Origin of the sequence: Microbacterium sp. K41, from assembly GCF_004794395.1 — a bacterium.
GTDB classification, from domain to species: domain Bacteria; phylum Actinomycetota; class Actinomycetes; order Actinomycetales; family Microbacteriaceae; genus Microbacterium; species Microbacterium sufflavum.
This window is the reverse complement of record NZ_SSDO01000084.1, coordinates 1-13001: the sequence shown is the minus strand read 5'-3', so window position 1 is coordinate 13001 and position 13001 is coordinate 1. Positions and strand designations below refer to the sequence as shown.

The following is a 13001-nucleotide window of genomic DNA, read 5'->3' as shown; positions in this document are numbered from 1 at the left end:
TCAGCCCGCGGTCGCGCGCGGCCCGCACGATCGCCCTCGCCAGCGGGTGCTCGCTGTCCGCCTCGGCCGCAGCAGCCAGGGCGAGCACCGCATCGGCGTCGTCCCCGCCGACCGTCGCCACCTCCGACACCACCGGCTCGCCCTTCGTGAGCGTGCCCGTCTTGTCGAAAAGGACCGTGTCGACCGTGCGCATGCTCTCCAGGGCCAGACGGTCCTTGACCAGCACGCCGCCGCGGGCCGCGCGCTCGGTGGCGATCGACACCACCAGCGGGATCGCGAGCCCCAGCGCGTGCGGGCAGGCGATCACGAGCACCGTGATGGTGCGGATGACCGCGTCGTCGGGCAGACCGACCAGCGTCCACACGACCGCGGTGATCGCCGCCGCTCCGAGCGCGAACCAGAACAGCCAGCCCGCGGCCGTGTCGGCGAGGCGCTGCGCCCGCGAGGACGAGTTCTGCGCCTCCGTCACGAGCCGCTGGATCCCCGCGAGGGTCGTGTCGTCACCGGTCGCGGTGATCTCGACGCGCAGCCCCGAGTCGGTCGCCACGGTGCCCGCCGTGACCGGGTCGCCCGCACCGCGCGACACCGTCCGCGACTCCCCCGTCACCATCGACTCGTCCATCGAGGCACGACCGTCGACGATGCGGCCATCGGCGGGGATGCTGCCGCCCGGCCGCACCACCACCACGTCGCCCACCCGCAGGTCGGCCGGAGACACCCGCACCACCTGGTCGCCCTCCACGCGCTCGGCCTCGTCCGGCAGCAGGGCCGCCAGCGAGTCGAGCGCGGACGTCGTCTGCGCGAGCGACCGCATCTCGATCCAGTGCCCGAGCAGCATGATCACGATCAGCAGCGCGAGCTCCCACCAGAAGTCGAGCTCGTGGTGCAGCAGTCCCAGGCTCGCACCCCACGACGCCACGAAGGCCACCGTGATCGCGAGCGCGATCAGCAGCATCATCCCGGGCTTGCGCGCCCGCAGCTCGCTGACGGCGCCCACCAGGAACGGCCGCCCGCCCCACACGTACATGACGGTGCCGAGCACGGGAGACACCCACGCCAGACCCGGGACCTCCGGCAGCGAGTAGCCGAGGATCATCGCGAACATGCCGGACAGCGCAACCGTCGGCACCGCCAGCACGAGCATGATCCAGAACAGCCGCCGGAACTGCCCGACGTGGTCCCCGTGACCGCCGTGGCCCGCGTGCGCGTCGTGACCGCCGTGGGCCTCGTGACCCGCGTGCGCATCCTGACCGCCGTGGGCCTCGTGACCCGCATGGGCCTCGTGTGCGTCGTGACCCGCGTGCGCGTCATGACCGCCGTGGTCCGCGTGACCGGCGTGGGCCTCGTGAGCCGCGTGCGCGTCGTGACGTGCGTGCTCATCGTGCGCGTCGTGACGGGCGTCCGCGGGGGCGGGGTCGTGGTGCGGGGTGCTCATGGTGTTCCCTCCAACGTCGATGATGCCGTGCGGGGCCGCCGTCGGGCAGCCCCGCACGGTGCGGCCGCTCAGGCGGCCGCGATGTACTTCGCGGGGTCGGCGTCGAACGCCGGACCGCAGCCCGCGCAGCAGAAGTGGTAGCGGGTGCCCTCGTAGTCGCGGAACAGCCCTGCGGCCTCGGCCTGCGCGATGACCACGGGACTGCCGGCCATCACCGGGCACGTGGTCATGCCCTCGGCGTTCGACGCCAGCAGGTCGGGGCGTCCCTCGGCGGCGACACCGCCGGCGGCCGGGACGCTGCAGCAGGATCCTGCGGGGGAATCGGACATGTCGGTACTCCTCTTTCTCGGGGTCACTGGGCGTCCACCGCCGTGCTGCGGAACGACCGCAGGCGGAGGCTGTTGCCGACCACGAAGACGCTGGAGAACGCCATCGCCGCGCCGGCGAGCATGGGGTTGAGCAGGCCGAGCGCCGCGAGCGGGATGGCCGCGACGTTGTAGGCGAACGCCCAGAACAGGTTGCCCTTGATGGTGCCGAGCGTGCGGCGGGAGAGACGGATCGCGTCGGCCGCGCTGCGCAGGTCGCCGCGCACGAGGGTGATGTCGCTCGCCTCGATCGCCGCATCGGTCCCTGTTCCCATCGCGAGCCCCAGGTCGGCCTGTGCGAGGGCCGCGGCGTCGTTCACGCCGTCGCCCACCATCGCGACCACCCGGCCCTCGTCCTGCAGCCGGCGCACCACCGCGACCTTGTCGGCCGGAAGCACCTCGGCGATCACCTCGTCGATGCCGACCTCAGCGGCGATCTGCTCCGCGACCGCGCGGTTGTCGCCCGTGAGCAGGACGGGGGTGAGCCCGAGCCCGACGAGCTGGGCCACGGCCTGTGCGCTCGTCGCCTTGACCGTATCGGCCACCACGAGCACGCCACGCGCCGCGCCGTCCCAGCCGACAGCGATCGCGGTCTTGCCCTGGCGCTCCGCCTCCGCCTTCGCCTCGGCGAGCGCGGACGGCAGATGCTGCGACCAGTCCGCGAGCAGGGACGCACGACCCACGATCACGGCGTGACCGTCGACCACGCCCTGCACGCCACGGCCCTCGATGTTCGTGAAGTCCTCCGGCGCGGGCAGCGCGCCCAGCTCCCTCGTCGCCGCGGTGGCGACGGCCTGGGCGATCGGGTGCTCCGAGGCGTCCTCCAGCGCTCCCGCGAGGCGCAGCAGCTCGGCGCGCTCCACGCCCTCCGCCGTGTGCACGGCCGTGAGAGTCATGCGCCCCGTGGTGACGGTGCCGGTCTTGTCGAGCACGACCGTGTCGACCCGGCGCGTGGACTCCAGGATCTCGGGGCCCTTGATGAGGATGCCGAGCTGAGCGCCGCGACCCGTGCCGACGAGCAGTGCGGTGGGCGTGGCGAGTCCGAGCGCGCACGGGCAGGCGATGATGAGCACGGCGACGGCGGCGGTGAAGGCCGCGGCGGCCGGGAACCCCAGGCCGAGCCACACGCCCAGCGTGCCGAGCGCCACCACGATCACGATCGGCACGAAGATGCCGGACACCCGGTCGGCGAGGCGCTGCACCTCGGCCTTCCCGGTCTGCGCCTGCTCCACGAGCCGGGCCATCTGCGCCAGCTGCGTGTCGGAGCCGACGCGGGTCGCCCGCACCACGAGACGCCCGCCCGCGTTCACGGTCGCGCCGGTCACGGCGTCGCCCTCGCGCACCTCCACCGGGACGGACTCGCCCGTGAGCAGGGAGGCGTCGATCGCGGAGGTTCCCGAGACGACGACGCCGTCCGTGGCGATCTTCTCCCCCGGACGGACGACGAACTCGTCGCCCACCGCCAGCTCGGTCGTGGGGATCCGGGTCTCCACACCGCCGCGCAGCACCGCGACCTCCTTTGCGCCGAGCTCGAGCAGCGCGCGCAGCGCCGCCCCCGCCTGCCGCTTGGAGCGCTTCTCGAAGTAGCGTCCGGCGAGGATGAACGTCGTCACCCCGGCGCCCACCTCCAGGTAGATGTTGCCCGCCCCGTCACTCGGTGCCACGGTCAGCTCGAACGGGTGCGTCATGCCCGGCATCCCGGCCGTGCCGAAGAAGAGGGCGTAGAGCGACCAGAGCAGCGCCGCGAGCGTGCCCATCGAGATGAGCGTGTCCATGGTCGCCGTCCCATGGCGCAGGTTGGTCCACGCGGCGCGGTGGAACGGCCACGCCGCCCACACGATCACCGGTCCGGCGAGCGCGAGCGACAGCCACTGCCAGTACGTGAACTGGAGCGCCGGGATCATCGCCATCGCGATCACCGGGACGGTGAGCACGATCGACACGATCAGCCGCTGGCGCAGTGCGGCCAGCCCGTCGTCGGCCTGCTCCGGCGTCGCGTCCTCGGTGGTCGGGGCCGGAGGCGCGGGGACAGCGGCGGTGTAGCCCGTCTTCTCTACCTCGGCGATGAGCACCGCCGTGTCGAGGCCGGCCGGCGCGGTGACCGTGGCCTTCTCGGTCGCGTAGTTGACGCTCGCGGTCACGCCGTCGATGCGGTTGAGCTTCTTCTCGATCCGCATCGCGCACGACGCGCAGGTCATGCCCCCGATCTCCAGCTCGACGCTGGTCTCGTCGGGCACGGATCGCGTATCGGTCATGACCGCACCGCCTCGTAGCCCGCCTCGTCGACGGCGGCCAGCACCGCGGCGTCATCGACCGGGGCGGAGCTGTGGACCACCAGGCGTCCGGTCTGCGCGCTGACGTCGACGCCGTCGACCCCGGGAATGCGGGAGACCTCGCCGCGGACGGCCATCTCGCAATGCCCGCACGTCATCCCGGTCACCTGGTACTCGCTCGTGTTCATCGTCGTTCCTCTCCGCTGTCAGGATACCCCCCTGGGGTACTCCCTGGCCACAACCTTATACCCATCACGGGTATTCCCGACACCGCCGAACGCCCCGCTCGGACCACGCTCGCCCCGGCGGGGTGAGCGTCCGCCCCCGGCGCCCGGCCCGCCTGGCACCCTGAACAGATGGACGACGCGACGCTCCCCTCCTGGAGGGACACCCCCACCCGACGCGCCATCGAGGCGTTCGTGACGGGCGTGGCGACCGGACCGGATGCGGTGCCCGCGGAGGAGCGCGTCGCCGTGTTCGACAACGACGGAACGCTGTGGACCGAGAAGCCGATGCCCACGCAGCTCCACTACGTGGTGGAGCGTTGGCGGGAGGTGGCCCTGGCGGATCCCTCCCTGGCCGACACGCAGCCCTACCGCGCGGCCGTCACGGGCGACCTGGCGTGGCTCGGCGCGGCCGTCGAGAAGCACTACGCTGGGGACGACTCCGACCTCGGCACCATCATCGCCGCCCTCGTCGGCCTCACCGACGGACTCGACGTCGAGCAGTACGCCGCCGCCGTGTCGGCGTTCTTCCGCACCGCGCGCCACCCCGTGCTCCACCGCCCCTACACCGAGCTCGTGTACCAGCCGATGGTCGAACTGCTGCGCTACCTCGAACGGCACCGCTTCACGTGCTACATCGTCTCGGGCGGCGAGCGTGACTTCCTGCGCCCCCTGACGCAGTCCATCTACGGCATCCCGCCCGAACGCGTCGTGGGTTCGGCGCTGGGGCTCACGTACGACGAGGCGACCGGATCGGTGCGCTACTCCCCCGCGCTCGCGTTCTTCGACGACGGACCCGAGAAGCCGGTGCGCATCTGGAGCCGCATCGGCCGACGCCCGCTCCTCGCCGCGGGCAACTCCAACGGCGACATGCCGATGCTCGACCACGCACGGCGCGGCCCCCGCCGGGGTCTCGCGCTGCTGATCCACCACGACGACCACGACCGCGACGACACCCCGTACGACGCGGGCGCCGATAAGGCCCTCGCCGCCGCACGCGAGCGCGGGTACACGGTCGTGAGCGTGCGCGACGACTGGGCGAGCGTGTTCCCCGCACCCTCCTGACCGCTCAGCCCTCGGCGCTCAGCCCCCGGCGCTCAGAGGGCGCAGCGGAAGCCGATGTGGGTCATGGCGGTGTCCTCGGCCTGTGCCGACCGCGCGGCCGGGCGATACCGCAAGCAGTACTCGGGGGCGCACAGGTGCGAGCCGCCCTTGAGCACGCGCCGCGGGATGGGCGAACCCGGCTCGGCCGACAGCAGGCTCGCCCGGCGACCGGGATCCACCGCGACCGTGCCGGGCGGCACGTGCCGGTGCGTCCAGTAGTCCGCCGTCCACTCCCACACGTTGCCGATCATGTCGAACAGGCCGTAGCCGTTAGCGGCGAAGCTGCGCACGGGCGCCGTGCCCACCCAGCCGTCCGCCCCGTCGTTGCGGTAGGGGAAGGCACCCTGCCAGGTGTCGGCCATCAGCACGCCGTCCGGCTTCGTCTCGTCGCCCCAGGCGAAGCGCGCGCCGACCAGTCCGCCGCGCGCCGCCCACTCCCACTCGGCCTCGGTGGGCAGCCGCTTGCCCGCCCACGCGGCGAACGCGACCGCGTCCGGATAGGCGATGTGCACCACCGGGTGGTCGAGACGGTCGTCGATCGACGAGTCCGGCCCGAACGGACGCCGCCAGAACGCGCCAGGCTCCCACCGCCACCACTGCCGCCAGTCGCGCAGGTCGACCGGGCCCGACGTCGGTGTGAACACCATGGCGCCGGGAACGAGGTCGTCGGGGTGCACGCCGGGATAGTCGGCCGGATCCATCGGCTTCTCGGCGACCGTCACATAACCGGTCTCGTCGACGAACGCCGCATAGTCGCGGTTGGTCACCGGGTGCTCGTCGAGACGGAACGAGGCCACCTCGCGCTCGTGAACCGGGCCCTCCTCGGGGTAGAACTCGTCGGAACCCATGCGCAGCGTGCCACCGGGAACCTCGATCATCGCCACCATGCCTTCATCGTAGGGGCCGTCAGCGGGGCCGGGCCGTGCCGGGCGACTCCGGCGGCCGCTACTCGCGGGAGAGCATCGCGGCCGCCTCCAGCTCCAGGTCGAGGTACTGCTCGGCGCTCACGTCGATCCCCACGCCCAGCAGTTTGCCGCCCGTGAACGGGAACGCGCTGCCGTACTGGCGGCTCACCGGGTCGGCGCTGTCCCAGCCGACGCAGAGGCCGTCCCCGCACAGGGTGAACTTGCCCACCTGCGCCCGCATCGGCCCGGACGCCACCGCCCGGTCGTCGACGTACAGCGTCGCGGTGCCCACGGACTCCCCGTGCTCACCCGCCCCCTCCCGCACGAACTCCACGCCGAGCGTGTGCGGGCCCGGCGTGAGCGGCTCCGACGTGAAGGTCTGCTCGGGCGGGATGCCCAGGAAGTTGTACACGTAGGTGAGCCGGCCGTCCTTCACGAACAGCGAGTGCCCGCCGAACCGGGAGCCGTGCGCGAACAGCACGCCCTGCGCCCCGTCCTCGAGCACCGCGTCGGCGATGATCTTGAACGACCGGCCGCGCACGTTCACCGCGACGCTCTCGGGCACCGCGGCCGTGCCCGGGTAGTACACGTACCGCTCGCGGGGCCGTTCGGCCTGCGGGCGCTGCACGGTCAGCAGTTCCCTGGCGGACCGGTCGTCCAGCGGCAGCGCGAAGTTCGCCTCGGCCTCCGCGAACCACGCGTCGATGAGCTCGCGGAGCTTCTCCGGATGCGCGGCGGCGAGGTCGTGCGCCTCCGCGCGATCCTCGGCCACGTGGAACAGCTCCCACGCGTCGTCCTCGAAGTGCCCCGTGCCCGTGAGCGGTGCGTGCACGGCGGCGGCCTTCCACCCGTCCTTCCAGATGCCGCGCGTGCCGAGCATCGCGTAGTACTGGACGTGCTTCTCGCTCGGGCCGTCGGGAGCCGCGTCGAAGCTGTACCTCATCGAGACGCCGTCGAGCGGACGCTGCGTCACCCCGCGGTAGGTCTCCGGCATCTCGACGCCGATCACGTCGAGCACGGTCGCCACGATGTCGACCGAGTGGTGGTACTGGTGGCGCAGCTCTCCCTTCGCCGCGATGCCCTGGGGCCAGTGGATCACCATCGGGTCGCACGTGCCGCCCGAGTACTGGGAGTAGCGCTTGAACATCGGGAAGGGCGTCGAGAACGCCGCGGCCCACCCGGTCGGATAGTGGTTGTAGGTGTCCGCGGAGCCGAGGTGGTCGATCATCGCCAGGTTCTCGGCGAGGTCGTCGGGGAAGCCGTTGAAGAACTTGTTCTCGTTGACCGAGCCGTCGGGCGAGCCCTCCCCCGATGCGCCGTTGTCGGCACAGTAGAACACGAGGGTGTTGTCGAGCTGTCCGGTCTCCTCCAGATAGTCGATGATGCGGCCGACCTGCGCATCGGTGTACTCGCTGAACCCGGCGAACACCTCGGCCATGCGGGAGAACAGGCGCCGTTCGTCGTCGTTCAGCTCCGACCACGGCCGCACGTGATCGGCCGGGTTCGCGACGTCGTCCGGCATCGGGTTGAACGGGGTGAGCGCGGTGCCCTCGGGCAGCACGCCCCTGTCGATCATGCGCGCGAGCACCCACTCCCGGTACGCGTCGTAGCCGTCGTCGAACATCCCCCTGTACTTGTCGATGTACTCCTGCGGCGCGTGATGCGGGGCGTGGTTCGCACCGGGACAGAACCAGAGGTACCAGGGCTTCGACGGGTTCGACGCCTGCTGGTTGCGGATCATCGTGAGCGCCTGGTCGGCGAGGTCTTTCGACAGGTGGTACCCCTCCTCCGGCGTCGCGGGGGCGTCGATGAAATGGTTGTCCTCGACGAGATCCGGGTACCAGTTGTTCGTCTCGCCGCCGAGGAAGCCGTAGAACCGGTCGAAGCCGAGCTGCAGCGGCCACATCGAGCGGTTGCCACCCGGGGCGATGTCCTCCTCCGGCACGTTGTGGTTCTTGCCGACCCAGAACGTGGAGTAGCCGTTGTCCTGCAGCACCTGCCCGATCGTCGCGCACTCGGCGGGCAGCCGTCCCGCGAAGCCCGGGAACCCCGTGGTGCCCTCCATGATCACCCCGGCGCGGTTGACGTGATGGTTGCGGCCGGTGAGCATGGTCGACCGCGTCGGCGAGCACAGCGCCGTGGTGTGCCACTGCGTGTAGGTGAGTCCGTTCTGCGCGAGCCGGTCCATGGTCGGCATGCTGATGCGTCCGCCGTACGGCGACCAGGACGCGAGGCCCGTGTCGTCGTACAGCACCACCAGCACGTTCGGCGCGCCGTCCGGTGCGGTCCGCAGCTCGTACGGCGACCAGTCCGGCGTCGAGTCCCGCACGTCGAGCCGGATCTCTCCGGTGAAGTCCGCGTTGAAGTCCGACATGTCCACTCCTTCTCTCATGGGTTTTCCTCCGGTACCGTCGGCGCGATGGGCGGGCGACGCAGCAGCTCCACCAGCACGACGAGCACCAGTACGCCCGCCGCGACGCCCACCACGGCACCGAACGACACCGGCCGCAGGACGATCAGCAGAAGGAGCGCGACGACGAGCCCCGCGACCAGGATCGGCCCGCGGTACCGGTCGACCGCCACACCGAACCGCCCCGTGGAGACACCGTGACGCTCCGCGGCGCCCCGGAGCGCGGCGACACCGCTCTCCACGGCCGTCCGCGTGCGCACCGCGGCGCGGGACGACCCGGCGACCCAGGCCCACAGCGCGACCAGCACCGCCGACAGGGCGAGCGCCGCGACCGTCGAGGACAGCAGCGCCGTCACCTCATCGAACAGCGACGCCGCCGCCGCCGCGGTCATGATCGACGGGCTCACCGCGCCCAGGAAGAACGAGCGGCCGATGCCCAGGCCGGCAGCCAGCAACAGGAAGGCCGCGGCGAGCGCGACACTCGTCCACAGCAGCGCCCGTGGTCGGTCGCGGGCCAGCAGCACCCCCAGCACCACGAGCCCCGCCAACACCCACGGCAACCAGAAACCCGCCGCGACCGCGACCTGGTACAGCGCCCGGACGAGCACGAGGGCATCGGCCTGGGCGATCGGGATGGAGCGGTCGATGACCGGGATCAGGTCTGCCACGCCGACACCGCGCTCCGCCAGTGCATCTTTCACGCGCTCGATCACCACACCGAGGTCGAGCGACAGCACCCCGTCGTCGGCCAGCTGCAGCGCGGTCCCCGGCTCGTCCTGCAGCACGGCGACCGCACGCTCGTGCGCGACCCGCAGCGACTGCGCCCAGATGTCGGCGAACTGCGCGGACGACACGACGTCGTGCACCACGCCGTCGATCAGGGACGACAGCCCCGACGCCGCCGGAGCCTGGAGGAGCGTGAGCGCGGACTCGGCGCGGGGCGGCAGGTCGAGCGAGCGCAGCCCGTCGAACAGCTCGCCGACGACGGCGTCGAGGTCGACCTGCTCGTCGATCGCGGCGCTCACCTGGTCGGCGACGAAGTCCTGCACGTCGGGGTCGTCTGCGAGCGGCCCGAACGTGGCGACGAAGCGGTCCGCGTCCACGAGCTGGAGGCGGGCCCAGGTTCCGAGCACGGCGACGGGCGCGAGCAGCACCGCCACCGCGAGCACGACCCCGGCGAGGATGCTGCGCGCGGCGGGCCGACGGCGCGGCGTGCGCAGGGCCTCGTTCTCGCGCTCGAGCAGCTCGACCCGCGCCCGCAGCTCGTCGAGCTCGCCCATCGGTCCTCCTCGATCGTCGTCGTGGTGCACCGGCGGCTAGGTGCCGAGCAGCCGCTGCTTCGCCGCCGCGAACTCCTCCGCCGACAGCACGCCGGCCTGCTGCATCGCCGCGAGCTGCTGCAACTTCGCGATCAGGTCGTCGCCGGCGGGAGCCGTCGGTGGCGCGGGTGGCGTGGCGGGGGCCGTGGCGTCGCGCACGGTCGCCTCGACCTGCGCCTGCTGCTGCGCGGCCTCGTACTGCTGCTGCTCGTACTCCTCCTGCGCCCGGCGGGCCTGGTGCCGCTGCGCCGCCCCGGTGACGGCCGTCGCCGTGCCAGCGACCACGGCCGTGCGCGCTGCGAGGCCCAGCAGTCCCGGCCGTCCGAATCTCCGCAGAGGCATGTCAGTCCCCCTCCTGGTCGAGGATGTCGATGAGCGCATTCACCACGGGTGCGGGGACGCGCTCCGTGCGCAGCACCCGTCCACCGGCGGCCGCGAGGTCGTGCGCGAGCACGCGGGCGAACGCGAGTTCCAGGACCACGACCGCCGCCGAACGACCAGGATCGAGCTCGCCGGCCAACAGCTCCACGTCTTCCTCCCCCGCGAGACCGGAGACGATGGGGGCGAACCCGGCGAGCCCGAGCTGCTCGGCGTCGTCCTCCAGCTCCAGGATCTCGATGTCCCCGTCGGTCGTCTTGCCGACGAGCACGATGTCCAGGATCCGGACCACGCCGCTCTCGGCGACGTCGGCGAGAGCACGGAAGGTGCCGGGGTCGGGTCGATCGCCCTCGAACCCCACCAGATAGAGCTCGACCGGGCCGAACCGGAAATCGTTCATGGCACCGCCTTCCTCGCGCGGATCAACGGCGTCATGCTCGCACCATCGTCGCGTGGCCCTCACGAGGGGATCACCCGGGCGGGGTGAGCTGCGACGACGGCGACTCGCCCGGATCGGGTGACCACCGCCACGCCCGGCACCGTGGTCGCTGCCACGATCACCTCACCTGCTCATCGACGAAAGGGGTCCGACGTGTCGTTCTGGGAAAGCTCCTGGGACATCATCTGGTGGTTCTTCTGGGTGTTCGTATTCGTCTCCTACCTCATGGTGCTGTTCAACATCGTCGCCGACCTGTTCCGCGACCACGCGCTGAACGGCTGGTGGAAGGCCGTGTGGATCATCTTCCTGATCTTCGTGCCCTTCCTCACCGCGCTCGTCTACCTGATCGCGCGCGGGCGGGGAATGGCCGAACGTGCGGCCGCCTCCTACCGACAGCAGCAGGACGCCGCCGATACGTACATCCGCAGCGTCGCAGGGACCAGCGCGACTGACGAGATCGAGAAGGCCTCGAAACTGCTCGCGGCCGGCACCATCACCGACGCCGAGTTCGCCGCGATCAAGGCGCGCGCCCTCGCCTGACCCGGGTGGACGGGGGCCGTCGAACGCGGCGCCCCCGTTCACACCGTCGAGCGCACGGCCTCCCGGCGCGACGACACCCCGAGCTTGCGGTAGATCGCCCGCTGATGCGTCTTGACCGTGTTGATCGACACCGACAGCTCCCGTGCGATCTCGGGCAGCGTCCGTGCGGTCTGCAACTGCTGGAACACCTCGCGCTCCCGCTCGGACAGCCGATCCGCGAGCGAGCCCGTCGCGTCCATCGCGAGGCAGCGGCCGATGAAGTCCTCGAACTGCGTGCCGAAGTGCACGTGCTCGTGCAGCAGCCGCCGCACGGCCACCTCGCGCGGCCCGAACAGCACGCGGATCCCCTCGCCGGACGCGACAGCGACGGCCGCCTCGCACAGCTCGTGCGCCTCCTCGTGCCGCCCCGCGTGCCGCCGCATCACGGCGGCCGTGATCAGGGTCGACGCCTTGACGTACGACACCTCGGCGTACCCCCGCAGCGAGCGCAGCGACTCCAGCGCCGCGGGGTACTCCTCCGCGCGACGAAGCACGCCGGCGAGCGCGACGTTCACCAGCGGAAGGTCGGGACGCTGCACCGAGCGTGCCGCGATCCGGCGGGCGCGCTCGCCACTGCCTACGGCCTCGTCGAGCAGCGCCACGGCCGATTCCCGCAGCGCCGCCCAGCTGAACCCGCGGATCACCTCCAGCGGGATCTCCTGCACCGCGATCGCCGCGCGACGGCACGCGGCCACGTCGCCGGTCTCGGCCGCCGCGTAGGCGATCATCATCCTCGACAGCCCGGCGACCACCCGATCGGCTTCTCCGCCGTCGAGGACCGCGGAGAACGACTCCGTCGCGTCCGCGCTGTCGCCCGACCAGTAGGCGACGAACCCGGCCGCGGCAGCCTCGGTCCCTCCCCGATGCCGTTCGTCGGAGACGTGCGGGGCGATGCGGGCGAGCGTGTCGCGAGCGTCGACCACGCGACCGGCCCAGACCTGTCCGAACGCGAGTTGGGCGAGCGACCAACGCACGCGCTCGGGGTCGGCCGAGCGCTCGGCCTCCCGCGCCGCGGCGGCGAAGTACTCGACCGGCAGTGCGGGGTCGCCGCGATGACGGATCTCGCTCCAGCCCAGCAGGTAGTCGAGCGCGGTGCGGTCTGCGACCTCCACCGCCGTGGCGTCGTGCAGCAGCGCGTGCACCTGCGCGCTGGCCTCCACCACGTCGGCGCTGTCGTCCGCGAGCAGCAGCCGCGCGACCGGCAGGACCGTCGACGTCGGCACCCCGTCGCGGTCCCGCAGCGCGTGCGCCCGCTGGAACAGCTCGCGTGCCACGTGGCGCTCGCCGAGCGCATCGCACGCGCACGCCTGCACGAGGAGGAGATCGGGGTCGTCGGGGTCGTGCCGCCGTAGCTCCGTCACCGCGTGCTCGACCTCGGCGGCGCTCCCGCCCACGACGAGCCCGAGCCAGTGTCGATCCAGGATGGTGCGCGCGACGTCGGGCTCACCGCCCCGCAGGGCGTGCCCGATCGCGGCGACCGGATCGGACTCGGCCAGTGTCGCGGCCGCTCGACGGTGCACGTCGGCGAGCCGGTCGCGATCGGCCGCCGCGATCTCACCACAGCGGCGGG

At 72.0% G+C, this 13001-nt stretch carries 12 protein-coding genes; 2 read left to right on the top strand and 10 right to left on the bottom strand.

Features of this window, described 5'->3' with window-relative positions:
- The 4 genes from DW309_RS01665 to DW309_RS01650 all read right to left on the bottom strand — a co-directional run.
- A partial coding sequence (locus DW309_RS01665) for an HAD-IC family P-type ATPase (protein WP_136044362.1) occupies window positions 1–1435 on the bottom strand: 1435 nt, incomplete at its 3' end.
- Window positions 1436–1503: 68 nt separating this feature from the next.
- On the bottom strand, window positions 1504–1764 hold the full coding sequence (locus tag DW309_RS01660; RefSeq protein WP_136032554.1) for a YHS domain-containing protein: 261 nt from the start codon (window positions 1762–1764) through the stop codon (window positions 1504–1506).
- Window positions 1765–1787: 23 nt separating this feature from the next.
- The gene (locus tag DW309_RS01655; RefSeq protein WP_136044361.1) at window positions 1788–4055 is read right to left on the bottom strand and encodes a heavy metal translocating P-type ATPase; all 2268 of its coding nucleotides are present in this window, start codon (window positions 4053–4055) and stop codon (window positions 1788–1790) included.
- On the bottom strand, window positions 4052–4261 hold the full coding sequence (locus tag DW309_RS01650) for a heavy-metal-associated domain-containing protein (RefSeq protein ID WP_136032558.1): 210 nt from the start codon (window positions 4259–4261) through the stop codon (window positions 4052–4054). The genes DW309_RS01655 and DW309_RS01650 overlap by 4 nt, the downstream gene beginning before the upstream one ends.
- A 168-nt stretch (window positions 4262–4429) precedes the next feature.
- On the opposite strand from DW309_RS01650, the gene DW309_RS01645 reads away from it, so the two are divergent.
- Window positions 4430–5362 (top strand): HAD family hydrolase, encoded by a 933-nt coding sequence (locus tag DW309_RS01645; RefSeq protein WP_136044360.1) that lies wholly within the window; start codon window positions 4430–4432, stop codon window positions 5360–5362.
- Between the two features lie 32 nt (window positions 5363–5394).
- On the opposite strand, the gene DW309_RS01640 is transcribed toward DW309_RS01645, so the two are convergent.
- The 5 genes from DW309_RS01640 to DW309_RS01620 form a co-directional block, all read right to left on the bottom strand.
- Window positions 5395–6279 carry a formylglycine-generating enzyme family protein gene (locus DW309_RS01640; RefSeq protein WP_136044363.1) on the bottom strand — a complete coding sequence of 295 codons (885 nt, stop codon included), beginning with the start codon at window positions 6277–6279 and terminating at the stop codon, window positions 5395–5397.
- 67 nt (window positions 6280–6346) lie between these two features.
- The gene (locus DW309_RS01635) at window positions 6347–8680 is read right to left on the bottom strand and encodes a sulfatase-like hydrolase/transferase (RefSeq protein WP_136044359.1); all 2334 of its coding nucleotides are present in this window, start codon (window positions 8678–8680) and stop codon (window positions 6347–6349) included.
- Window positions 8681–8694: 14 nt separating this feature from the next.
- Window positions 8695–9996: a hypothetical protein gene (locus DW309_RS01630; protein WP_136032567.1), complete on the bottom strand. Its 1302-nt coding sequence runs from the start codon at window positions 9994–9996 to the stop codon at window positions 8695–8697.
- 36 nt (window positions 9997–10032) lie between these two features.
- Complete coding sequence (locus DW309_RS01625; protein WP_136032569.1) at window positions 10033–10377, bottom strand: SHOCT domain-containing protein; 345 nt, start codon at window positions 10375–10377, stop codon at window positions 10033–10035.
- A 1-nt stretch (window position 10378) separates the two neighbouring features.
- Window positions 10379–10813: a DUF6325 family protein gene (locus DW309_RS01620; protein WP_136032571.1), complete on the bottom strand. Its 435-nt coding sequence runs from the start codon at window positions 10811–10813 to the stop codon at window positions 10379–10381.
- Between the two features lie 192 nt (window positions 10814–11005).
- Here DW309_RS01620 and DW309_RS01615 point away from each other — a divergent pair, with 192 nt between their 5' ends.
- Complete coding sequence (locus tag DW309_RS01615; protein ID WP_136044358.1) at window positions 11006–11392, top strand: SHOCT domain-containing protein; 387 nt, start codon at window positions 11006–11008, stop codon at window positions 11390–11392.
- Between the two features lie 38 nt (window positions 11393–11430).
- Here the strand turns inward: DW309_RS01615 and DW309_RS01610 are convergent.
- The coding region (locus tag DW309_RS01610; RefSeq protein WP_240753090.1) for a LuxR C-terminal-related transcriptional regulator at window positions 11431–13001 on the bottom strand (1571 nt) is incomplete at its 5' end.

Coding starts and splice junctions, on each gene's coding strand:
- DW309_RS01660 (WP_136032554.1), bottom strand. CDS start 1,764: ATGTCCGATTCCCCCGCAGGATCCTGCTGCAGCGTCCCGGCCGCCGGC.
- DW309_RS01655 (WP_136044361.1), bottom strand. CDS start 4,055: ATGACCGATACGCGATCCGTGCCCGACGAGACCAGCGTCGAGCTGGAG.
- DW309_RS01650 (WP_136032558.1), bottom strand. CDS start 4,261: ATGAACACGAGCGAGTACCAGGTGACCGGGATGACGTGCGGGCATTGC.
- DW309_RS01645 (WP_136044360.1), top strand. CDS start 4,430: ATGGACGACGCGACGCTCCCCTCCTGGAGGGACACCCCCACCCGACGC.
- DW309_RS01640 (WP_136044363.1), bottom strand. CDS start 6,279: ATGATCGAGGTTCCCGGTGGCACGCTGCGCATGGGTTCCGACGAGTTC.
- DW309_RS01635 (WP_136044359.1), bottom strand. CDS start 8,680: ATGTCGGACTTCAACGCGGACTTCACCGGAGAGATCCGGCTCGACGTG.
- DW309_RS01630 (WP_136032567.1), bottom strand. CDS start 9,996: ATGGGCGAGCTCGACGAGCTGCGGGCGCGGGTCGAGCTGCTCGAGCGC.
- DW309_RS01625 (WP_136032569.1), bottom strand. CDS start 10,377: ATGCCTCTGCGGAGATTCGGACGGCCGGGACTGCTGGGCCTCGCAGCG.
- DW309_RS01620 (WP_136032571.1), bottom strand. CDS start 10,813: ATGAACGATTTCCGGTTCGGCCCGGTCGAGCTCTATCTGGTGGGGTTC.